Source organism: Reichenbachiella sp. MALMAid0571 (assembly GCF_040151475.1).
In the GTDB taxonomy this organism is placed as follows: Bacteria; Bacteroidota; Bacteroidia; order Cytophagales; family Cyclobacteriaceae; genus CAXBNB01.
Map to the genome: position 1 here is coordinate 1 of NZ_JBDKWG010000104.1, position 24,027 is coordinate 24,027.

Sequence of the window (24,027 nt, forward strand, 5' to 3'; positions counted from 1 at the left end):
TTGCCAAGTGATCTTCAGGTAGCCAATCGTTAAGGTCATGTGGCATAAAAGAAACTTGTTCTCTATCCGCTCCAATAAATGATATCATGCCCCAAGATATAAATAATTGGGTGGTTTATTAAGTCCGACAGACTCCTAGACCATTTAATAATCTCACCTAATTCTTTGTCTGTTGACTTCCTAACTGATTCGTAACAATGAATAAAAAATTTAACTTTTTTCACCAAGTCTTCTTTTTTCAGATCATATACCCATTCTTGTCTATTTGATTCAAGTCCCCTTGAAAAATTTCTAAATATAGCTTCTGATTTATCTTTTGATATAATTGGGATCATTTCATCAAAATCATTATCAGTTTGGTTTATCCAATTTCCTTTTTTTGGAGCTATGTTTTCAAAATGAATGTTGGAAAATTGCAAATTCTTAATCCATTCCAACTTCACTTCCTTTCGCCAATCATCTTGTAAAGCTCCGTTGTAGTAAATCTGACATCCATTATCGTTTCTTTCTTCTTTTTTGATCAAAAACATAATAGCCACCCCAGTCTGTATACCAAAGACATTGTGTGTTGTTCCAGCTATTTTGGGATTCGCCCTAACATCACTTTTAGTATCAAGAATGTAGCAATAATCAAATTCTTCCTGAATGCATTTTCTGAAACCATCAAAAGTCCGAGTATCAATAAAATTTCGATTTGTTATAAAACTAACTATTCCATTTTCGTCTATTCGATCCATCGCCCATCGATAAAATCTAGTATACATGTCGTAGACTATATTTTGATTTTGGGCATTCCCCATTTTAATGAATGTGTCTTTGATTCGCTTATCAACACCTTGGTAAGCCTTATTGGAATTTTGAAAATTGTAATTTGGCTGTTTTGCGTTATATGGGGGATTGCCAATTACAACTGAAATTTTACGTGTATTTTGATTTTTAATCCTTTGTGCATTTTCTGAACTCACACCAAAAAGTAATTTCTGCATCCCTTTGTAAGCCAATCCGCCGGTATTATCCAGTGTATCTACAAAACAGATATTGGGGAACTCAGCATATACTCCCATCTTTTGTTTGTAGGTAAACTCGATATTGAGGTTGGCCACATAGTAGGGCAAAATGGCTACTTCGTTAGCATGGATTTCATTTTCATACTTGTGCTTTAGGTATTGTGCAGGGATATACTCTATGATGTCTGTAATGAAAGTACCTGTTCCTGTGGCTGGGTCAAGAATGTGGACGTTCTCATCGTGGAGGTTTCGCCCAAAATGCTTCTCTAATAAATAGTCTGTACTTCGAATCATGAAGTCCACAATCTCATTGGGTGTATAGACCACCCCCAGACGATCGGCACCTTTTGGATTATAAACCTTGTAGAAATTCTCATAGACCACCTTTAGGAATTTTTGTTTTTCGTGGTGATCGGCAACAGTAGCCGCCTGAGCGTTCAAAGTCTTGTAATAGTGTCCAAGTTCACCCAGTTGGTTTTGTCTTACTGAGCGGTTCATAAATGTGTTCACGAGCCCTTCCAGTTCTCGAGCTATGTTGTTCTCATGGTGAAAGTCGGATTCATCAAATACGGACTTAAAAAGGTCTTCTGTCAAGATGTGTTGAATGACCATTTCCCGAATATCCTCTGGGGTGATCTGTGGGTTGATCTCTTGCTGGCACATCTCCCAAAACGTGTCCCTTGCTTTGACATAGGTCGGGTTGGTTTCGTTTTGTTCCGCTATAAGATTACGAAGGGTGTCTACAATGGTCGGTATATCCTCTTTGAACTTCTCAAGGGCACTTTCAAAGTCCGCAAGGTATTTGGGCTTGTATTCGATAAAGGTTTTCAAAATGGCTTGCAGCTGGTCAACTTCCTGCATTTTAACCCGCTGTACCTCTTCCCCATTTTGAATCAAAACAGCGGTTTCACTGTCTTGAAAAAGGATGTTGGTTTTAGGGTAGCCGTCCTTGTACAATTTCTTATTGATCTCCTCGTCTATGCTGTCGTCCTTGTCTTTGCTTTCCACATAGCCCTTATGGATTCTAAGTTCATTCATTAGCACTCCATCCGGACGAATGTTTTTGCCATTGTCATTTTTGATCGTGACTTCCAGGGCATAGATGTAGTGCCTGGAGGAAGCCAATTGCTGTACCAAAGTATCGAATGGCTGTTTGATCGCCATTTCGTTACTAATGCCTGATTTCTTTAGGCTATGTAGGTGGTTGTAGTATTGGTTGATTAGTTGTTTAGACATTCCTAAAATAACAAGCTTACATTCAGATGTATGGCTAATGTAATCAATCTAATTGTGCCATAGAGTATTCAATATTGTTTTATAATAATTATTGCATTTTTCTTCTATTTCACCTTTGAAAAAAAATGTAGCATAAAAACATTGCCAAGTGAGGGGTTACATTATTATTTGATTTTCGCTTTAGGCCAGACACCCGTTTGTTATAATACTAAAGTATCACGCAACAAGTCCGCAAACGGTGAAACAGACAGACTCCCGAACAACTTATCCGGATTCTTCCCAAGCTTCTTCTCTTCGCCTTTTACTCTCCGTTCCAGTTTTTTGATGTCTTCCTCCGCAGGCAAATCTTCGGGTCGAATACCCCTTTGGAGCAAGACTCCCCTTACTCCCTGTTTGTTCATAAATCAGTCCACTTAGCTCTTTTTCTGACAAGCTTAGTTTATCTCTGGCCTGTAATCGCTCCCAGTCATTGATGCGTTGTTCGATGAGTTCAGACCTTCTGGTCTGCACAGCAAAATAATTCTGGGCAAAAGCAATGGGTTCTTTTTTTGGATCACCATTTTGAGCAATAAGGTAACAGGCAAAACGAGTAAGCATGATATCATCTATTTCCTTTTCGGCTCCTTTTGGCATTTAGATCGTTTTGTTGACGTCAACAAAATGATCAGAAACGCTATTTTCGCTGGTTTCACAAGTAATCTTGGCTTTTACAATCACCTTTTGGAAGTTTCTCCATTCGGCATAACCAAGCAAATGCTGTAAGTCTCTGGCAAACCAAAACTCCACGCCATTTTCGGTAGTATTAGAGTGGTCTTCAAAAGTATCTGTGAGGGATTTGATCAAGTCATGTTTCATATCAGGCAAGTGTTTTGAGTTGCGTAAGGACAGATCGCAATGATTTTAGTACGGTATTTATTCATCACTGGAATTACTCCTACCTATGCCAATACTCTTGAATCAAGAGGAGTGGTAGCATTATGGTCAAGGTAGATAATTTCTTCGGACATATCTCAAATTTCACTATTATCGAATCCAAATACACAATTCCTGAATACTTTTTTAGAATTGAATGGTTTCCATTTTTTTCCAATCTCCATTATCAAGACAATATTATATATTCTGGCTAAGGCATTTGATATTCAAATACTCTTCCGGTTTTGACGAAGAATAAGCAAATGTAAGTTGTTCCCGGCCTTGTAGCGAGACCCCTATCCTAACCTCCGAGGGATCGCAGAATAAATCTGCGAATAGTGCTTAACTCCAACAGACCCCCGAACGGGTCGGGGGATACAGCCTTGCCGGATTTATTCCGGCATCCCTATCCATACCTCCTAATGGATCGAGCAACAAGTGCGCGAATCGTGAAATGTCTATTAGTGAATTCACTATATTTGACTTGACAGCAAATTCAACTCGCAGCTGTCCACTATAAAAAGTGAGTCACCTATTTATCTAAACAACTATGAAAATACTAGCATTTTTCCTTCTTCTTGCTTTTTCCTCAATGAGTTTAGGTTGTGGTGTGATTTCTCCAATCCGCAAGAGTAAACCTAAAGACAAGGCTCTGCTCTTATCAGAAAATCCAATTTTATTGGCTGATAATATATCTCAGTAATCGTCAAGAACCCACCGATTAGTATTAAATTCCTCTCTGAAAAAAAGAAAATTTTATACCCTCTATTTTAAATTAAATGCCTCTCCACAAAGAAAATAAACCCCGGTTTACATATGCCTTGCTTTTTTTGGTAATCGCAGGTATTGTTATTGCTTGCAGTCAAACAAAAAACACCAAGGACATTTTTGCCAAAGAAAATTTAGTTGCCTGGTGCATTGTGCCTTTTGATACAGAAAACCGATCTCCGGAAGAAAGGGCAAGTATGCTCAACGAACTCGGAATCACATCACTGGCCTGGGACTGGAGAGAAAAGCATTTACCCCTTTTCGAACAGGAAATCGATGTGCTGAAAAAAAGCAACATTGAACTCAAAAGTGTATGGTTTTACGTTACCATAGACAATGGTAAAATCATCAACAATGGCAATGAAACAATTCTTGAAATATTGGAGAAAACTGGTACCAAAACCGATTTGTGGGTAAGTATTCCGGAAGATAATTTTGAGGGAATGACCGATGAAGAAAAGGTGAAAAAAGGGGTTGAACTAGTTAATCATATTTATGACAGAGCCGAAGCGATAGGTTGTTCTGTGTCATTGTACAACCACGGGGGATGGTCTGGCATGCCTGAAAATATGGTTAAAATCATTGAGGCTTCAGGGCATAAATCCATTGGTATCATATATAATTTCCATCATGCACACCTACAGCTTTCCGATTATGAAAAAAACATCAAGATGATGACACCCTATTTGAATACTGTCAATTTGAACGGCATGGAGAAAGGCGGAGAAAAAATCCTTCCCCTTGGCGAAGGAAACCTGGAACTGGATATGATGAATACTTTGCAGAAATCCGGGTTTCAGGGTTCTATTGGCATTTTAGGACATAAAGACGATGAAGATGTGAAAATCTCACTCCAGAGGAATCTAGACGGAATGAAAAAACTGCTGACTCAAATGGGAAATGACGCTGCTTTAAAAACTTACACCCCTTAGTTCTACTTTATAATCTAATAAAAACCGTTTCAGGATCAAGTTCGGGACTGGCTATTCTGAGACTTTTAGCTCACTCATGCAACATAATAAAACCTTTAAGGGCATCACATTTAAAAATAAACTCCTTACCGCATTTATTGCGGTATCTGTTAGGGTCACATTCAACCCCAACAGACCCCAGAACTAGTCTGGGGATAGCAAGAATTTTTAAATGCGATTGCCCCTGATGCACCTCCAGCCGATGATACCATTAACGAAAAATTGATTACAGTTAATCATTCAGGAAGTGCAAATGCCACATAAGCATCCCCTTTTGGCAAATCAAGCTTTCCTCCTCCCGTAGCAGGCACCACAATGTATTGTCTGCCATTAGCTTCATAAATACTCGGTGGAGCTGAGCCTCCAAAAGGCAACTTATAAGACCAGAGTTCTGCTCCGGTATCTACATCAAATGCCCTGATCTTCAGGTCCCGTGTACCGGAACAAAAAACCAAACCTCCGGCAGTGACCGACGGCCCCCCGAAGTTTTCTGTACCTGTAACTGGTATGCCTCGTTTGGTCAATGCTTCATACTCGCCCAAAGGCACACTCCATTTTATCTTTCCTGTATTCAGGTCGATAGCCGTCAGCTTGCCCCACGGAGGTTTGATGCCGGGATAGCCCTCCTGATCCAACAACTTAATCCATCCCCCGTCAAATGCATAATGTGGTCTTGACTGATCAACCTCCTCAGTTTGTTTTTCCGGTTGACCTGCCTCCAACAGGTAATCTTTAAGGTCTTCCAATTCCTGTCCTTTGATATGAGACATTGCCGGCATGTTTTTTCGGCCATATTGCAAAAGCGAATCAATACCACCGGAATCCATTCTATCATTCAAGCTCAGTAACGATGGATATTCACCACTACCCTCCCTGTTGACACCATGACAAACCACACAATTATTGAGGTAAATTTTTCGCCCTGCCGTAACAGGCAATTTGCTTTCGTCAACTACCTGCTCTTTCTCTTCGTTCATGGTGATGTACCAAGGCAATTCATTAGAACTCACAAACAGCGTAGCAGTTGCTACATCTACACTTGCTCCGGTCCACTCCGCTCCACCATGGATATTGTTGATAATATTTGGCTTGCCTATTTCATTGGGCAGCATCCAACCATAAGTAGCACTATCTTTTTGTATTTTGTTCAATATAAAATCATGATTTTCCTGTGCTATATCCGTGATATCGTCCAGTGTAAATTCGTTTCTGCTAAACCGTTCCGGCAGTTCTACATCAGGCTGATAAGGCCATGTCTTCACCCCTGGTACAGAAGATGTAGGTGCTCTTTTTAGCCGAAATGGGAAAATGAGTTTACCAGTTACCCTATCCAGCAACAAAGTATTCCCTGACTTGGTTACCTGAGCCACCACATCTATAGGTTTTCCATCTCTCTTTATAGAAGTTAATATGGGAGGTGCAGGTATATCCAAATCCCAAATGTCATGTCTCACTTCCTGAAAATGCCAGATATACTTCCCTGTTTCGGCATCAATTGCAACAAGGCAATTTGAAAAAAGATTATTACCAGAGTTCAAATGCCCCATAAAGTTTGGTTTTGGCGAACCTGTAGGAACATATAGTATTCCACGTACTTCATCCAAAGCAATCCCACCCCAGGAATTGGCACTTGCACCCGGCTCTGATTCCTTCCATGTATCAAAACCAAACTCGCCTTCTTCAGGGACGGTATGAAAAACCCACAATTGCTCTCCAGTATTCATGTCATATCCGTAAACATGACGGCTCAACCCAGGGAACATGACTATATTTTTAAAAATACAAACAGGCACGGCATTTTGGTCCGCAATAGGAATGACACCATTGACACCAAATTTTGGATCAGGTTTCCCTGTTGCTGCAAGCAGTCCTATCAGTTGTTGTCCGACTGTGAAAATAATCCTATCCCCCTGCTTACCATCAGGGCTGTTCCAATACATAATTCCCCTTTGTGCAGGCCTACCCTTTGGATCAAACCTCCATAACGCTTTTCCATTCGTTGCATCAACAGCGACAATCTGCTGTCCCGAAGTAGGCGCATACATCACACCATCAACTATTATAGGATTGGTTTGCACATTGGCAGGATTGTCACCACTGTTGTAGATCCAAGCCACTTTCAGTTGTTGCACATTGGATCGGTTGATTTCAGTCAACCCTGAATAGCGGCTACAGTTATGATCCCCATGAGAACGGTACCAATTGCGGTAATCTTCCCTTGGAACAAGACCATTGCCCGGAGTAAGTTCTTCTTTTTTGGCAGCTGGAAGTATTTTATACTCTGGTAATTGCAATCGTTCTACAGAGTCTTCAACAGCCCAATATTCATTTGTAGGCGAAATAGGTAGTTCGTGCTGCTTGTGAGACTGACACCCTAAAATTAAAGTTAAGATCAGGATTACTGCAGTTGATTTGATTAGTTGACTTTTTGTTGATTCCATTAGAATAAAAACATAACAGATCTTTTACTTAAGATTTACTTTTGCTACCAATACTGATTACATCTTTGTGCCTGGTTTAATATAAAATTTACTCTTTAACATTGCCAAATCCTTTTCAGTTAACCTGTTTTCAGACTTTCTAATGCAGAGGTAATTTACCTTGATTTGAAAAATGTGGTAGTATTTTGACAAAAAATGAACAGACTCTTCTTGGTCAGAAAAAGTTAAATGCTTGAACTCAAACAAAATAATAGAAGGATGGTACCTTTCTAAATTCAATTGTGACAGAATTTTCCAGTCATATCCTTCGGCATCAATATGCAATATATCCAGTTTCTCAATTTTATGTTTCAGAAATAATTCTTTCAGGCTAAGACTTTCAATTTCCAATTCTGCAATATAAGGTTCAAGAATTCCATCCAAATGTTTAATAATATGATTTTTATTAAACGAGCTGATGCCGTTAACCCAAAGAGGGAGATTTGGTAAATACCTGCCAACCTCAGGGTCAACTGTATAAAATGTCTGCTTTACCCCGTCATTAATAGCAGCATTTTCAAAAACAAACCTGAGATCAGAAGGGTAGGTAAATTTTAGTTTGTTAAACAAATAAGGAACAGGTTCAACAAACAAAACTTTCCAATTTTTATTTTTCATAATAGCCTGATGCAGCGGGTCTCCTGTTTTACCATCATTCGATCCAATCTGCACAACACTCAAATCATCATCTCTCATTAGTCTATTGATCCAATAAGCCGAAGACCCCTGAGGCAAAATGAACCTCGAATAACACCACATAGCTACATCATTTAAAACCGGAATTTGTTTGATTACTCTTTTAAGTCCATTCATATTGAAATAGTGATTAACTACCTTGAAATTAGTACAAATAAGACCAAATGACGGTGAAACGGTTAATAAAGTGACCCTTCGCTTTGAACCTAATTCACTGTCTCGTTTTTTTGAAGTATCATCAAATAGCTCAGATCACTCAGCATTTTAATTCTGATCATTGTAGTTTTACGCTGAATTTATAAATGAGAATTGGTGAGTAAGAACAAGTGTATTTTTTTAGATCGAGATGGTGTCCTCAATAAAGATTTTGTTGATTATGCCTATAGTTTAGACAAGTTTTTCATTATTGATGGTGTTGCTGAGGCTTTGGATCTGCTCAAAAAACATGGCTATTTACTCATAGTAATTACCAATCAGTCCGGACTAGCCAGAGGAATTTACACACGAGAAGACATGCAGTTGTGTCACAACTATTTACAAGAAAATACCGGGCATTTAATCGACCATATATATTACAGCCCTTGTCATCCAAATTTTTCCGAGTCATTGACACGGAAGCCCGGCACATTGATGTTCGAAAAGGCGATTGCAAAATTTGATGTGGATGTGACACAATCCTGGATGGTTGGGGATAAGCTGAGAGACATGCAGCCTGCCATTAAGATGGGCATTAAAACGATTCAGGTAGATGGACATGATGATAAAATTGCTGATCATGTTGCAGAAAATTTACTGGGTGCGGCACAATTCATTCTTTCATCAGATAAAAGGGTTTAAAAACCAGTCCAATAATCAATTCATACTTATGGATTTTCTAGCTTTCACAAAATTGTTTCTATCTTGGTAACTTATAAATTGACTTACCTTGAGTACGGTACTACAAACAAATAATCTCACGAAACAATACGGAAGCTTAACTGCTGTCCACTCTCTTGACTTATCAATAGAAGAAGGCCAGATTTTTGGTTTACTTGGGCCAAATGGTAGTGGAAAAACAACCACTCTGGGCATGATCCTAGGCGTAACCAACGCCACATCAGGTTCTTTCAACTGGTATGGCCAAATTCCCAGCCCTGAAGCACGAAAGAAAGTCGGGGCTATATTGGAAAAACCCTGCTTTTATCCTTATTTGTCTGCAAAAAAGAACCTACAAATCGTAGCAAAAATCAAAGGAGTAACGGAGGACAGAATAGCCGAAGTACTTCAGGAAGTAGGTCTCTTTGACCGAATGGATGACACTTTCGAAACCTATTCATTGGGCATGAAACAGCGACTGGCGATTGCTTCTGCTCTTTTGGCCAATCCTCCGGTACTCATACTCGACGAACCAACCAATGGACTGGATCCTCAGGGTATTGTAGAGATCAGAGAAATAATACAAAAAATAGCTGCTTCAGGAAAAACCATCATTCTGGCGAGTCATCTACTAGATGAAGTGCAAAAAGTATGTACTCATTTTGCTGTACTTAATAAAGGCAAAAAGCTATTTCAAGGCAGTGTGAAAGATGCTATTTCCGGACAAACGATCATAGAAGTAGGTTCCTCAAATATGAATATGCTAAAAGCTGCATTAGAAAACCTTAGTGGACTGAAAAGTATGGTATTGAATGGATCACATTACCGTCTGGAAGTAGAGCCGGAGGTGACCATGGAATACATCAGTAAAACTTTAATGGCACAGGGAATAACACCGACTCATTTGAACAAAAATGAAGGTTCTCTGGAACAAGAATTCATGAAAATACTCAACCAGCATGCTTAGGTTATTTCAAATAGAATGGATCAAGGTTAAATCCAACAGGTCTTTTTGGGCGTTGCTTCTTTTATATATCCTGGGGGTTTATGTATTGTGCTCCATAGGCACAGGTCTTATGAATATGACAAGTAGCGTGAATGGACAACAGACAATGGATTTGTCAACCATGAATATGTATAATTTTCCCAATACATGGCACAATCTTACTTATATAGCGTCATACCTGAAAATATTTCTGAGTATCACCATGATTGTAGGTATATCAAATGAAGTGCAACATAAAACATTACGGCAAAACATCATTGACGGAATGAGTAAAGTTGAATTCATTATCTCAAAGGTCATTAATGCATTTTTCCTTGCCACAATCGCTACACTTTTCATTGTTGCTATAGGAGTTTATTTTGGGAACACCTATGCCGACAACATGGCGTGGGAAGTCGTGAGTCAAAGACTTGATTTTGTTGGCGCTTTTTTCCTGCAAACTTTCACTTTTCTGGTTTTTTCCCTCTTCATAGGATTACTGGTTAAATCCTCAGGACTTGCTATCGTATTTACTATCGCCTATAGCTTTTTTATAGAAACTTTTTTTACGTGGATATTTTTAGATTCTGACGGTATATTAGCGGCCGCTTTACCAATGAATGCACTAGACAACCTGATTCAATTTCCTGTGAGCCTTTCACCTACTACCGAAGTACAAAATACAGTCGGGCTGAAGGAAATATTGATTTGCTTTATCTGGTTGGTTGTGGATATTGGGTTGTCATATCTTGCACTGTGTAAAAAGGATTTGTAATACTTTTATTACTATTGACCTACAACCCTGCCTCTTTTCTAATTCTTTTGACCAGTTCGGGAGGGACAGTAGATTTCTTTGATTCATAAACTGGCTGTACTCTATCTACAAACTTCAATATATTTTCCTGACTAAGGTCAGTGATCACTCCATCCTGTTCTTTAATGATGCGAAATGCTTCCTGAACGGCTTCATCCCACAATCGGTTGTATTCCGCTTTAATTTCATTTGGAACGGTGACTATTAATTCATGCAAATCAGGGTATTCTACCTTCACCCGATCCAACCATTTTTTATTGGCTACCAGTACGTGCTGATTGGCAAAGTGTCGGGTAAGTGAATAATACTTTACTGCCTCATTATGGGCAGTTGAAACATATACATTTGGGTTGTTTTCAGCACCGTCCACTACTCCCGTTTTCAAAGAAGTAAATACCTCTGAGGCGGACAATGGCGTAGCACTTGCTCCCATGGCATTCAACGCCTCTATCATTACGGGACTTTCCATCACTCTAATCTTCATGCCTTGCAGGTCTTCAGGAGAATTGATCACCTTATTCGCATAAATATTCCTGAATCCACATGAATAAAAGCCAAGACCTTGCAGTTTGTTTTTAGAAAGACCATCCAAAAGTTCTTTCCCAATAGCACCATTCAACACCTTTTGATGATGCCCTTCATCGATAAATATATAAGGCATGTCAAAAGTATCAAAAGTGGGATCAAGTGTAGTTACAACCGATGAAGTCACCTGCACCATTTCAATAATACCCAGATAACATGTTTCTAGTAACTGCCTTTCATTTCCCAACACTCCAGCTCCATAAAACATTACCTTGATTCGTCCATTCGAACGCCTTTCCAGTTCATTCCTGACCAAGTTGGACACCTCCCAAACCCTGCTTGCTTCATTTGGCTGAAGCGCCATCCGAAAGACTAAATCTGGTTTTTTAAGCCCACTCTTTGAGTCATTCTCAGAGCAAGCTGCGAAGAGTATAATCAAAAAACCTAAACACAGTATCTTTAGAATACTTCCCATTCGAGGTATATTTTGATTTCTATCACGTTCGGTCATTTTTTGCTCCCTCATAGTAGTCAAGTTTTCCTCCCATCTTGTCCTTTAGTGTGTTTGTTGCCAAATTAAGATCAGTAATGATTTGCTGATCCAATGGTTCATTGATTGCTTTGATATTGGCTTCCAGCCTTTTCACACTTCGAACTCCTACCAGGGAAGTGGAAATCGCTTCATTCACTACTGCCCATTTCAACGCCAGGTCAGGCATGCTAATTCCAACTTCCTTTGATATTTTTCTGATAGCATCTAATGCTGCCTGTGTTTCCCTTTCAAACCCATTTTCGCCATGACGGCTTAATTTATTTTTTCTATCGTCAAAATGCCGTGTTCTTCTCATCAGCATGGGAATGTCGTCAATGGTTGGATATAAGTCTGCCAGAATTCCTTGCAACAAACTCATGTAACCAATCACGCCAATTCCTTTTTCCTTGCAGTAAGGCAGTATTTCATATTCTGGAGCTCTACACAGTAAATTATAAGGCAATTCATTGATCACAATGGAATCATTTTCTGGAAAAGCCTCCAAACGATCGGCACTGTGGTTGCTTACCCCTATATACCTTATTTTCCCTTCTTTTTGTAAAGTCAATAATCCTTCCATAGCCTCCTCTAAAGAAGGGGGATTGTTAATGATTGCTTCGTCATTGGTATAGTGCCGAATAGAATGCGGATGAATCGGCCAATGCACCATGTAAATATCAATGTAGTCTGTGTTCAACCTTTTGAGTGAAGCTTCACAGTGTTGTGCTATTTTGCCGGGGAAACAATTGGACGGAGATATTTTCGTGCCCACAATCAATTTATCCCTGGATAAATCTTTAATTGCCAATCCTAAAGAGGTTTCACTTCTTCCTTCGTTATATACTTCGGCCGAATCAAAATAATTGACCCCAAGATCGGCAGCAGCATGAACTACTTTGTTTACTTCCTTTTGGTCATGATTGCCTCCCCAGTAGTCTCCTCCTCCAAAAGCCCAACAGCCCAACCCAAAAAGTGACAACTCTATATCCGTCTTATCTATTTTTCTATACTTCATGTTAACTTATAACAATACTTATTTTATAAAACTTGGTAACCAGGTGGTGAGAACCGGAACGAAAATAATCAATACCTGCACCAGAATCATTACCCAAAGAAATTTCAAAATATAGGGAATTAATGATGCCATTTTTACATTTCCCACACCACTTGCTACAAACAAAGTGGTGCCTACTGGTGGTGTTACCAAACCTATTACCAGATTAGTAACAACCATTACCCCAAAGTGGTAGTTGTCCATGCCCAACTGCTGACCGATAGGAAATACTATTGGAGCCAAAATGATAATAGCCGGACCAGCGTCTAGGAACATACCTATTATGAGCAGTGCAATATTCAATGCAATCAAGACTGCATACTTCTTAACTTCAAATGCCTGAACATCCGTAAGCAGATGTTGGAAAGGAGCAACCAGATCTTTTGAGCCATTAAGCAGCCCACTGGTAATTGCTTCAGGTAAAAAAGCCACAGAAAGTACCCAACCAAAAAGTCCTGATGCGCTGATCAAAAAAGTAAGTGAAGCCGTAGTTTTAGCCGCTCCGACAAATATTTTTGGCAGGTCTCTGACCTTCAATTGTCTATACACAAAGAAGCCAATAAATAATGCATAGACAACCGCCACAGCCGAAGCTTCTGTTGCTGTAAAAATCCCCTTGGTTACTCCCGGAATGCCTAGTATTCCAAAGAAAATAATACAAACCAGAATGACCGCCCAAACTGATTCCTTCAAACTGGAAAATAAGTGCCCCAAAAATTCGCCAGTTTGCTTCAGCTTCAAATTTCTTTTTCTTGCATATAAAAAGCTTACGGCTATTAATCCCGTTCCTATTAGTAAACCGGGAATTACACCAGCCATAAAGATTTTTTCAACCGACATACCCGTAATGGCAGCATAAAAGAGCAACACCATACTAGGAGGTATTAAAGCACCTGTGGTGCCAGAACATGCCGCCAATGCCGTAGCAAAAGACCGTTCATACCCTTCCTTTTCCATGGCGGGAATCATTACGCCTCCAATGGCTGCACATGTGGCACTTGATGAACCTGAAATTGCTCCAAAAAACATAGAGGCGTTCGTAGTAACCATTGCCAATCCTCCTGGCATTTGTCCCATCATGGCCTGACAAAGATTGATTACCTTCTGAGAAAGACCTCCTTTATTCATTAGATCGCCTGCCAATATGAAAAATGGGACTGCAACCATTGGGTACAATGAATTCATATTCCTTGACAATTCCAGAGCCATCATCAATGGATTTACATCTGCATAAAGCAATGCGGCTAAAGAAGATACCAGCATGCAAAAAACAACGGGAACGTCTAACACCAGCAATACAAAAAAGGTAATCAATAAGATATAGGTCATGTTCAGATTTTATCGGCTATATCCATATAAAGTACAGGATTTTTCAGATTGGCTATGAAGTTTCTAATCGCATAAAGAAGAAGAAAAATCATACTAACTGGAGTAACTCCATATACAAAAGCTCTGTTTATTCCGGTAGAAGGCATAATCCAGTCTGTTATTTCCAATGTCACTTCCACAGACCAATACAATAAAAGAGATGAAATAAGAATGATGACAAGCCACCGAAAACCCAAAAAATAAGGCAACCATCGATGTGGCATTTTTTGAATCAAAAAATCAAACGTGTAGTGTGAGTTATCTTTCATGACATAAGCAGCTCCAAAAAAGGTAAGGTAAGTGAGTAAAATTTTAGCGACCTCCTCACCCCATGATATAGAACTGCCCAGAATAAAACGACCAAATACGTTGGATGCAACAATGAGTACCATAGAGAATAACACCACAAAAAGAATTCCCTCTAATGAGCGATCCAGTATTCTGAAAAGTTGTTTCATATATCAGTCAGGTTCTATCTACTTTAGAAGTATCCCTTTATAATTTATTTCCAATTTTTCATCAAATCATCAGACAAAACCGAAGAAGCCCAGTATTTCTCGATGTGCTCTATTACTTTTTGAGTTCCTTCTTTATGGCTGACAAAAGGCGACATTTCATGATTGTACATCGCATCTGTAAGGTCACGTGCAAGAGTAACATTCAATCCGGCAGTTACTTGTGAGCGAACACCAAATGATCTGCCCAATACACACATATTGGCATGGACACCACATAAGATTACATTCTTGATGCCTTTTTGTTCAAAGTAGCTCAGTATCTCTTGCCCATTATCAGATATTCCATCTTGCTCGTCTATGTTGATGGTACTGATTTGTTTAGACCAAGCCTTTCTATTTTGACACTTTGGAAAATCATCACATCCTCCATCGCTATCATCGATTGGTAGTGGTGCCTCTTTGAGTGAATCCAGATGATACCAACCCGGAATTTCCTTTGCCCAGGTGGCAATGGAGACATTTTTCAACCTTTCTCTTTGCGGTGTGCCTTCATAATACTCTATTACGTCGCTAGGGGCATGAATAATAGTAACCCCATTCTGACGCGCTAATGTGATCATTTTATTGATCTTTGGAGCCATCTGACCAACTCGCTGTGTCGCACCTTTGCACCAGTGCTCATCCCACATGTCACATATCACTATTGCGGTCTCGGTGGCTTTCCATTCCTCTTTAGTTTCTACGGCTTTCCAATCATCACCCGATTCTACTCTAGTCAAACCAGTAAATTGGATCAGTGGATTTGTTTTAGTTTCAGTATCTTTTTTAGAACTACAACTAGCTATAAGAGCGAATACCGATAACATGGTTCCGTACAATAAATATTGAATGGAATCCTTGACATTTTCGTTGATTGATTTCATTTTAATATGGATTAAGATCTATAATATTTAATTCAATGATAACACCACTTCCAAAATACATTTTAATTGAACGGATTTCAAATTTCCCGAACAACAGACACCTTGATGTTTTCAAAAACATTCTTTGCAGTCGTAACACAAGTACCGATCAATTCCACTTTGCTATTAAAATGAATTATACCTGCTCTGGTATCTTATAATTTTCTCGGTATTCTGTTTTTAGTAGTTGGTTTGCATCCTCATTTCCCACAAACCTTTCCTTTTCTCCATCGAAATACAACTGCTTATTTCCCACTCTGTAGGCAATATTTCCAAGGTGTATCAAGGTGGCGCTTTTATGCCCTTCCTCCACACTTCCATTTGGTTGCTTTCTAGATCTTAAGGATGATATGAAATCTTGTTGATGATATGTATCTGGTACTATTCCATACTCTTGTGCGAGTACTTGTCCATCTTCACCAAAGACTTGCCAGCCTCCACCATGACGACCTAAATACATCATGCCTTCTGTGCCATAAATCTCTGTCCTGGTAGCATTTTGTCTCCAATCCGGAAATTGCGAATCACTTTCACGAATAGCTATAGGAGTCTTTTTAATGTAATTGGTTGCATTTCCACTTTCGCAGGTCATGGCATAGTCTCCAAAATCGAAAGTCATGGTTTGAAATTCAGGAGTTTCTCTCTCTGAACCCCATGCATTATTTCCTCCCCAACCACAAACTGATTTGGGATGTCCCGGATCACCCAGAACCATACGAGCCAAATCCAATACATGGCTGGCATCATCGGCCAAAGTACCTCCGCTGTAAGCCCAAAAACTACCCCATCCTCCCCGTTCTTCCATGTCGTGAATGCCAGGATTGTAAGGACGATATGGCGCATGACCCAACCAACCATCCCAATCCAGACCTTTTGGAATCTCTGCGTCGGGCTGTGCAGTCCATTTTCCTCCACCCAACATATTGTATGATTTCACATGCACTATTTTACCGAGCTTGCCACTTTGGATATATTCTCTGGCCGAAAAGCCATAAGGAGCACTTCTGTTTTGAAAACCAATCTGTACGATCTTATCGTATTTGGCTGCCGCCTCTACCATTTTTCTCCCTTCCCAAATATTGATGGTAGGATTCTTTTCTACATAGACATCTTTGCCTGCCTGACAAGCCCAAACGGTAGCCAATGCATGCCAATGCTCAGGAGTTGATATCCAAACAGCATCTATATCCTTGTCATCAAAGACCTCTTTCATATTGCGGACATGAGCTGGCTTGTAGCCCAGTTCTTTTTCTACACTGTCAATCGTTTTTGCTGCTTTAAGGTCGTTTACATCACAAACAGTTTTTATCGTTACATTTTCGTTGACTTTGCAAGTATTGATAATGGTTCCTCTGCCTCTGCCTCCAGATCCAATTATTGCCAAAACAATTTTGTCATTTGCTCCTAGACAAGAAGGAGAAATTAGACCTGAAGCACCCAATGTCAATACTCCAGCTCCCGTGAATGATTTTTTTATAAAATTTCTTCTTTCCATTTTATTTGGTTTTTTCAAGGTTTAACAGATAGTCAACTGAGTTGAGCATTGCATTCTTAAAGCTTTCTATTTCCCAATCGTCCCAATGGCCAAGTGAAGTATAAATTGCATTGCCATATTTATTGGTATTCGTCCAAAGAACGGGTTCTGAAGGCTGTCCGGGAATTGTTCCTATCAGTAGCACCTGTGCGGTAGCAGATCTCAGAGGACTATTTTGATACAACCAGTTGGGACTTGTAAAACCATCAACTGATACTCCTTTCAACAACGGATGATTGGACATGCCGGGCACAATAGACACTACAGTTCCTTCCTTTAAATGTCCATGATGACCCTGATAATTACCTCCTAAAATCTCTTCATCAAATTCAGTCCAATTAGACAAGAAATCATCTACTTTTCCAGTAGCGGCCACTATTCCTCCACCTTCACGAGGCACATTTCCTTTAGGATCAAATGCATGACTGGCAGTACGAATACCAATTACCGGTTTGCCGCTAGTCACATAGTCTTTGATCAGCTTCATTTTTTCCGGATCCAGTGCCCTGCGCCGGATAAAGAAAACAGCCAGGTCAGCATCGTTCATTATTTGCAGGTTTTCTATATTGTGTCGTCCTTCACCTTTCATGATGGGTTTTCCCAAAGCAAATTCACAGTTTACATTTTTGGTCAACAACAGCTCATGTGCAAATTCCGGTAGTCTTTGGTTGGCTCTGTATTCACTTTCAGCAGTAATGAACGCTACAACAGGCCGCTTATCATTCTTGAATCTAAATTGCTTTTCATCGGTAAAGTCCGTAGAAACCATGGTTGGACATACATTTTTTTCTATGTACTCATGCATCAGGCTATTTCCTGTAAAATGAGAAACATAAGGAGATGATGTAGAATCGTACATAGTATCGGTCATGTCACGCATAAGTGCTACATTCATTCCAAGTCTGACCATGTTGCGCAAACCGAAGGTGCGACCAATCACACACATATTAGTATGCACTCCGACAAGTATTACATTCTTGATACCCTTTTTGACAAATAAGCTTCCTACTTCTACACCTGAATCTGAAATCGCATCACCATCCAGTATGTCTATGGTATCAATTTGTTTTGTCCAAACTGTCTTGTTCACATCTTTACATTTAGGCGTGTCACTACACCCTCCATTAGAAATTTCAAATGGCCATTCCTGATCAATTTCACATTCCAATTGCGCTCCATCAGGATTAATTTTTTCTTCAACACTCTTGTATTTGTATTTTTTTGCCAGCTTTCTTCCAGAATGGTCTTTGTAATAATCCATAGTGCTGCTTGGTGCATGTACAATTAAAGCTCCTTTTGCTCTGGCTATAGATATTACCTTATTTAGATGAGGAGCCATTTCCGTCACTCTTTTAGTAGCTCCTTCGCACCAGTGCTTGTCCCACATGTCGCATATAATAATAGCTGTCTCATTGCTATTCCATTGCTGGATATCATTTACAACCATAAATGATCCTTCATCCAAATCAGAAGGAACTCGCTTTTGCAAGGATATTTTTATTTTTTCTCCTTCATCTTTTGGTTTGGCTTTCAGAATACTTAGAAAAACAGCATTCAGTAAAACCAAAACTGTAAAACAATTCAATGTCTTAATCATCATATTTTAATAGTTATAGTTCATAATATATCACTCAGCAGGTGATACAGTGGCAGAAAATAATTTGTATTACAAATATATGATTATGATTGAAAAAACCTCCTATAAACTAATAAATTTTTCTAAATTCTATATTTTTGTATTACAAATAATACTGTTTGACTATTTAAAAGCTCTCAAAGCAATTTTCACTTTGATTGAGTGACACCAATAAGGCTTTGCGCCAATATTTTCTCACAGACTTCCATGGTTTTTAATGTCTCCCTAAAAGGGGATGAAGTTTTTTCTGTTCCGAACTGTATGGATTCTACAAACTCTATGCTCTTGGTTCTAAAACCTCCAAAGACAAAAAGCTCTTCACTGCCTGCAACCTGGCATGTATCGTATTTCTCGCCATGCACATCTCCTTCTTCGTAGAGAATAGCTTCTTTTTCCAGCTCCACATCGGCACAAATACCGGGAGCATGCATTTGTACCCTGAATATTCTTCTTCCAGATGCCCAGTTGCCTACTACATAACATGTAGTACCATTGTCAAAATGCAAAGTGGCTCCAATCCAATTGATGTCAGCCACGCCGATACTTTTGCAGCTTGATTCGATTTTGACAACTTCACCATCTCCTATCCACCTGGCCGTATCTATAGAATGCGTAAAATCATCCAACATTCGGTCTCTCGCTGAAAGCATCGGGCGAATGTCAAATTTACTAAACTCTACAATAGCATGTGTAATAGCTCCTTTTTCCAAACACTTACTCTTCATCAACTCCATAATAGGAGCAGATCTGCGTTGATGAGACACCTGTGTGATACAGCCATTTTGTTCTGCCAAATGTGCCAATATTCTGGATTGGTGCAAGGTAATGCCCATAGGCTTTTCTATGAAAATGTTGAATTTTTGCTGCAAGCACCAAACCCAAATATCAAACATGGCTTCTGGTTGCCCAACGATATAGACTCCATCTGGATGCAGGTCGGAAAGCATCTTTTGATAATCGTTCTTAGAAGAAGAGATGTAAATTTTGTCCGTTGAAATATTATATTTCAATGCCGTTTGTTTCAGCCTGTCAGCATTGAACGCACAGATGCCAACAATTTCAACATCATCTAATGAGGCAAGGGACTGATAATGCACTTTATTTGCAAACTCGCCATTGCCTATAAAACATACTCTTGCTTTGTTCTTCATTTGAAAAATGGTAATTACCTGCTTATAAAAAAATTGTGCCTTTCTTAAGAATGACGTTACCAAATCGTTTTGTCGTGCCGGACATTACCACTACAAAAGCTTCAGAAGCTCGTTGGTAAAAATCAAACCGTTCTATTTTTTCCGCTTGATTGATATCACTTTCAAACTCTTTCAATATATGATGATAGGAGCTTTCCAATTGATCATCATAATTTTTAGAATCGGTTGGCTTCATCATAAACCATGGCGTATTCACGGACTGATCCAAAGGAAAAAGAGGAAGAATGGCCTTTAGCAAATCGGTTATTTCCAAACCCTCGCATCTGATTACATTCCCATTTAGGCTTTCCCCAGGGAAATTGGCATCTGCCAATACTATTTCATCTCCATGACCCATACATGCCAAAACATACAACAAATCAGGACTTATAATTTTTGGAATTCCTTTCAACATAGTGCTAACCTATAAAACTTTTAAAAAAAATATTTGTATCACAACAGAAGCACTCATATTTTGTAATACTGGATTACTCCTCAAATTATTCTTTCACTCTAAAATTGAATGTATAAATAGTCCTCATTTAATCGTGAAGAACCTTATTTAGCCTATTGAGTATTTAAACTTTTCAAATAATTGACCTCTGTCAGTTTGATATGCTCACGCATTCGGAAAAATGCTTCCCTGCCATCTTTCTCTTTTATAGCATCAAATATTGATTGATGCAAGTGCATCATAAGGTCTCTGGCCTCTTGAGTTACCAACTGCTCACTTTTTGCGAAAACAGGCAATTTATATTTCGTAATCAGCTTATATATGGGTTCCATCAGTAGGTTTACCACGGGATTTCCCGCTGCATCAGATACCGTAGAATGGAATTCTCTGTCAATTTCTGCTTCTTTATCTAAATCAAAAAGAGGACAGTTGTTCATCAATTGCAGATTCAATTCCAATTTGTTTAAATGCTCTGTTGTACGTTTCAACGCAGCAACACTCGCCACTTCCGGTTCTACCAATTGACGCATGTGGATCGTATGCAATATCAGGTCACTGGTATTAGACATTTCAAAAAACAGATCAATAGGTTCGGTTACACTTCTGGGATCAATTTCATTTACATACACACCACTACCTTTCACAATTTTGACCAGGCCTCTCGCACTCAAACTTTTCAAAGCCGGTCTGATTGCATTTCTACTTACAGAAAACTGCTCACAAAATTGCTGTTCGGTAGGAAGTTTACCCCCAACAGGAATTTCCCCACTTCTAATAAGTTTTTCAATTTGTTTTTCAATGCGTTGGCTTAGAAGTTCTTTGTTGTCTTTCTGCAACTCTTTTTCCATGTACTAGTGATTAGATAATTTGTGATACAAATATATAATAATTTGTTATAGCTACTTTTCTACAAAAACCTTAGTTATACAGTATTGTAAAAATTAAATGAACTTAAATCAATAACTTTACCGCCTCCAGACCACTATCAACAGCTTCGTAAAACAAAGGCAATCTGCTGTTATCCACTCCTGTATATACCATGTTCTTATTGGATCGGTATTGATTTTTGTCATTGAATAAATAGCCGGGTGTCGGGATGGGCATGGCATGTCCCATTACTTTGATAAATACTTTTACCACTTTGTGGTTAATCTCTTCTTTGAAGTAATTGCTGATGTGTTGGATTGTCGATTCCGCTATTGCATTTTTATCTGCATCCACATTGAGAAGGTCTTTTCTGGAATCAGCAGGAAGACAATAGTATGCGCTAAAAGTTCTATATTTTGATTGATCCGAATGCTGAGCACCAGAATCTACAAACCCCATAAAAGAAGGGTCATTCGTTAGCATTTCATTTTGCCAAAATGCAGGAATCGCAAGTGTGTTTTCTATCACAATATTGACAACCATCCAAGGGGAAGAGTTGTTTTCAGAGAATAATTTATATCCCTCAGGATAGATGTATTTCAACGCATGTTTTTGTCCTGCGTAAATGACTTTTTTAGTCTTAATCGTCTTGCAAACTTTGGCTTCAACATCAATTATCTCGACACTAAATCCCTCCTTTTTCTCTTCTATTTTCTTTACTAAATGACTGGTCATCAATCTGTCCTTATCAACATGTGCTGCCATTTTATCAATAAAATATTGATTCCCCTCTGGTGGGGAAAACAGCTCCACAATCTCATTGTAATAGGGACGGCACTTGAAATAATGAATGCCTGCCAAAGCAGAAACTTCAGCACATCCTGCACCATAATCATCTTTCATGTGATAATCCAATCCCTTCATAAAAGCTTCATCCAATTGAATTTCCTTTTGTAGAAAATCTAAAAAAGTTAAGTTGTTGAGGTGTTGATACTTATCTTGGATGATCCTAGTAGGAAGATGCATTACACCTGAGTAATTTTCCAAAAGCTTCAAAAAGCTATCTTTCACAGCCCCTTCTTCCAGCACATCTTTTCTAAGTTCACCATGATCGAAGCATTGGTTTTTCCTTCGATGTAAGATGATGTGTTGCTCATCTTTGAAACTCCAGGAGTCACTCCATTTGTGGTATTCCACTACATCCAATTGACTCAAAAATGCAAGTACCTCATCGCCATATCCTTTTGGATAAGAAAGGTCGTAATGCGCTCCCTGAGATATACCCATTCCATTAAACTCTACAGCGGATGATGAACCTCCTAATTTTCCAGAAAGTTCACAAAGCAAAAAGTCCTTTCCAGACAATTGGCTTGCAGCGGTCATTCCAGCAATGCCACCGCCCACTATCAGGTATTCCGTTTCTAATGTACTCCCCTTTTGGAATGACGCACTCTTATAAATCAGGTGGCCAGTACCAGCATCGGAATCAACCACTATGTCATAAGATACCTTCTCGGTCTGCCAATTACATGATTTCAGAATCATCGGCAGTGTCAATAATGCGGAGGTTTTTACAAAATTTCTTCGATCCATAGTCAATTGAGCAATACCGATTTTATATAAGGATTTTTATGATTGGACTTCCAAATAAAGCCATCCAAAACATAGTGTGTAGCCTGAGGTACCGAGAGCAATGCCAAAACCAAGGCTTGCACCATAGGATCCTGAACCATCTTCATGGGGTATTTAAGTAAAGTCTGAAAAAATGCTGTGTTATCCTGATACAGCCACATATCCCAAAAATATTCTTCGCCAAAAGCCAATACCAACACTGCTATTACCATAAATCCAACCCTATAGAAATTTTCAAAATAAGGTGCTTTGGAAAATTTCATTTCTCTTTTTTTCTCTACATAAAAGAAAACCAAAGCCATATAAGGAAGCCCATGAGCAACTACATTGGTCAGCGTAAAAACCAGATCTGAATTGAAGTAAACAATCCCCAGATACCAATTGCCCCAGGTCGTAATAATCCAAAGCCACTTACCAATGGGAAATTTATGTTTCCCTTTTTGGTGCAGGTAAACCTCCTCAAGCAACCAGAAACTTAGGAATGCAAAATATGCCAGATTGCAACTCAGATTAACAACACTCAAGTATCCATCCTGCCAAAACGGAAGTATCTCCAACATTGATTTGAGACTAAAAAAATCGCCATCCACAAACCATGAGAATTTACGGTCGCTATTGAGGTGCCAATACCAAACCGGATACAACATCCCTAAGTAAATGATGAGTTTGTCCGACAAGCGTTTCTTAAGATTTAAGAAACCAAATTTGGCTCTATACAACTGCATAAAACCATATTGCTGCTTGATAAAATGGTACAGTGCCACATACGCCAATATTGTCCAAAACCAGTTGACAGATACATTGGCCACCAAAAAGAATACAACAAAGCAAAGGATTGGAGATAGAATGAGCAGCTTCTTATGGTTGGTAAATTCCTCTTTGTCCAGATAAGTTCTGAAAATAGTACTCCAGACATGGCTCACATCGATTCCCAACACAAATACTACCCAAACCCACAATGGCAATTCCATTTGCAAAAGTCCATCCGAAAGTAAAAAGCAAACAGCCCATACAACCCAAACAGGAAGCAAAAGCACCAGAAGGTCTATTGATTTATTAAAAAGCCAGATTTTTCTCACAATTTTTTATGC

General features: G+C 39.1%; 22 protein-coding genes. 5 read left to right on the forward strand and 17 right to left on the reverse strand.

The annotated features are described in order from the left end of the window. Window positions 1-62: 62 nt before the first annotated feature. The 3 genes from AAOP42_RS04885 to AAOP42_RS04895 form a co-directional block, all read right to left on the reverse strand. Window positions 63-2,243, reverse strand: coding sequence for an N-6 DNA methylase (locus tag AAOP42_RS04885; protein WP_349527341.1), 2,181 nt, complete (start codon window positions 2,241-2,243; stop codon window positions 63-65). Window positions 2,244-2,507: 264 nt separating this feature from the next. Further along, complete coding sequence (locus AAOP42_RS04890; RefSeq protein ID WP_349527342.1) at window positions 2,508-2,876, reverse strand: hypothetical protein; 369 nt, start codon at window positions 2,874-2,876, stop codon at window positions 2,508-2,510. Beyond that, window positions 2,877-3,098: a BRO family protein gene (locus tag AAOP42_RS04895; RefSeq protein ID WP_349527343.1), complete on the reverse strand. Its 222-nt coding sequence runs from the start codon at window positions 3,096-3,098 to the stop codon at window positions 2,877-2,879. It lies immediately after the preceding gene. A 607-nt stretch (window positions 3,099-3,705) separates the two neighbouring features. On the opposite strand from AAOP42_RS04895, the gene AAOP42_RS04900 reads away from it, so the two are divergent. Then, on the forward strand, window positions 3,706-3,858 hold the full coding sequence (locus AAOP42_RS04900; RefSeq protein WP_349527344.1) for a hypothetical protein: 153 nt from the start codon (window positions 3,706-3,708) through the stop codon (window positions 3,856-3,858). Window positions 3,859-3,934: 76 nt separating this feature from the next. Next, window positions 3,935-4,855, forward strand: a complete 921-nt coding sequence (locus AAOP42_RS04905; protein ID WP_349527345.1) for a sugar phosphate isomerase/epimerase family protein — start codon at window positions 3,935-3,937, stop codon at window positions 4,853-4,855. A 275-nt stretch (window positions 4,856-5,130) separates the two neighbouring features. Here the strand turns inward: AAOP42_RS04905 and AAOP42_RS04910 are convergent, their stop codons facing one another. Together AAOP42_RS04910 and AAOP42_RS04915 are read right to left on the reverse strand one after the other, a co-directional pair. After that, window positions 5,131-7,335 (reverse strand): outer membrane protein assembly factor BamB family protein, encoded by a 2,205-nt coding sequence (locus AAOP42_RS04910; RefSeq protein WP_349527346.1) that lies wholly within the window; start codon window positions 7,333-7,335, stop codon window positions 5,131-5,133. Between the two features lie 57 nt (window positions 7,336-7,392). After that, window positions 7,393-8,187 carry an FkbM family methyltransferase gene (locus AAOP42_RS04915; RefSeq protein ID WP_349527347.1) on the reverse strand — a complete coding sequence of 265 codons (795 nt, stop codon included), beginning with the start codon at window positions 8,185-8,187 and terminating at the stop codon, window positions 7,393-7,395. Window positions 8,188-8,382: 195 nt separating this feature from the next. Here AAOP42_RS04915 and AAOP42_RS04920 point away from each other — a divergent pair, with 195 nt between their 5' ends. The 3 genes from AAOP42_RS04920 to AAOP42_RS04930 all read left to right on the forward strand — a co-directional run bounded on the left by AAOP42_RS04920 (window position 8,383) and on the right by AAOP42_RS04930 (window position 10,685). Then, window positions 8,383-8,907, forward strand: a complete 525-nt coding sequence (locus AAOP42_RS04920; protein WP_349527348.1) for a D-glycero-alpha-D-manno-heptose-1,7-bisphosphate 7-phosphatase — start codon at window positions 8,383-8,385, stop codon at window positions 8,905-8,907. 88 nt (window positions 8,908-8,995) lie between these two features. Next, complete coding sequence (locus tag AAOP42_RS04925) at window positions 8,996-9,892, forward strand: ABC transporter ATP-binding protein (RefSeq protein ID WP_349527349.1); 897 nt, start codon at window positions 8,996-8,998, stop codon at window positions 9,890-9,892. Further along, a complete protein-coding gene (locus AAOP42_RS04930; protein WP_349527350.1) occupies window positions 9,885-10,685 on the forward strand; it encodes an ABC transporter permease in 801 nt (266 codons plus the stop codon). Before AAOP42_RS04925 ends, AAOP42_RS04930 begins: the two co-directional genes overlap by 8 nt. A gap of 19 nt (window positions 10,686-10,704) precedes the next feature. Here AAOP42_RS04930 and dctP read toward each other — a convergent pair whose 3' ends face one another. The 12 genes from dctP to AAOP42_RS04990 all read right to left on the reverse strand — a co-directional run bounded on the left by dctP (window position 10,705) and on the right by AAOP42_RS04990 (window position 24,015). Further along, window positions 10,705-11,775, reverse strand: a complete 1,071-nt coding sequence (dctP, locus tag AAOP42_RS04935; RefSeq protein ID WP_349527351.1) for a TRAP transporter substrate-binding protein DctP — start codon at window positions 11,773-11,775, stop codon at window positions 10,705-10,707. Continuing rightward, window positions 11,747-12,796, reverse strand: coding sequence for an aldo/keto reductase (locus AAOP42_RS04940; protein ID WP_349527352.1), 1,050 nt, complete (start codon window positions 12,794-12,796; stop codon window positions 11,747-11,749). The genes dctP and AAOP42_RS04940 overlap by 29 nt, the downstream gene beginning before the upstream one ends. Window positions 12,797-12,814: 18 nt before the next feature. After that, complete coding sequence (locus AAOP42_RS04945; protein ID WP_349527353.1) at window positions 12,815-14,164, reverse strand: TRAP transporter large permease; 1,350 nt, start codon at window positions 14,162-14,164, stop codon at window positions 12,815-12,817. A gap of 2 nt (window positions 14,165-14,166) precedes the next feature. Beyond that, complete coding sequence (locus AAOP42_RS04950; protein ID WP_349527354.1) at window positions 14,167-14,661, reverse strand: TRAP transporter small permease; 495 nt, start codon at window positions 14,659-14,661, stop codon at window positions 14,167-14,169. 44 nt (window positions 14,662-14,705) lie between these two features. Then, on the reverse strand, window positions 14,706-15,584 hold the full coding sequence (locus AAOP42_RS04955) for a cysteine hydrolase family protein (RefSeq protein ID WP_349527355.1): 879 nt from the start codon (window positions 15,582-15,584) through the stop codon (window positions 14,706-14,708). 175 nt (window positions 15,585-15,759) lie between these two features. Continuing rightward, window positions 15,760-17,118, reverse strand: coding sequence for a Gfo/Idh/MocA family protein (locus tag AAOP42_RS04960; RefSeq protein ID WP_349527356.1), 1,359 nt, complete (start codon window positions 17,116-17,118; stop codon window positions 15,760-15,762). A 1-nt stretch (window position 17,119) separates the two neighbouring features. Beyond that, window positions 17,120-18,757 (reverse strand): ThuA domain-containing protein, encoded by a 1,638-nt coding sequence (locus AAOP42_RS04965; protein ID WP_349527357.1) that lies wholly within the window; start codon window positions 18,755-18,757, stop codon window positions 17,120-17,122. A 185-nt stretch (window positions 18,758-18,942) separates the two neighbouring features. Then, complete coding sequence (locus AAOP42_RS04970; protein ID WP_349527358.1) at window positions 18,943-19,944, reverse strand: Gfo/Idh/MocA family protein; 1,002 nt, start codon at window positions 19,942-19,944, stop codon at window positions 18,943-18,945. 22 nt (window positions 19,945-19,966) lie between these two features. Then, the gene (gene fucU / locus AAOP42_RS04975) at window positions 19,967-20,398 is read right to left on the reverse strand and encodes an L-fucose mutarotase (RefSeq protein WP_349527359.1); all 432 of its coding nucleotides are present in this window, start codon (window positions 20,396-20,398) and stop codon (window positions 19,967-19,969) included. 152 nt (window positions 20,399-20,550) lie between these two features. Continuing rightward, complete coding sequence (locus AAOP42_RS04980) at window positions 20,551-21,285, reverse strand: FadR/GntR family transcriptional regulator (protein WP_349527360.1); 735 nt, start codon at window positions 21,283-21,285, stop codon at window positions 20,551-20,553. A 103-nt stretch (window positions 21,286-21,388) separates the two neighbouring features. Beyond that, a complete protein-coding gene (locus tag AAOP42_RS04985) occupies window positions 21,389-22,897 on the reverse strand; it encodes an NAD(P)-binding protein (RefSeq protein ID WP_349527361.1) in 1,509 nt (502 codons plus the stop codon). 2 nt (window positions 22,898-22,899) lie between these two features. After that, window positions 22,900-24,015, reverse strand: a complete 1,116-nt coding sequence (locus tag AAOP42_RS04990) for a hypothetical protein (RefSeq protein ID WP_349527362.1) — start codon at window positions 24,013-24,015, stop codon at window positions 22,900-22,902. Window positions 24,016-24,027: the final 12 nt, after the last annotated feature.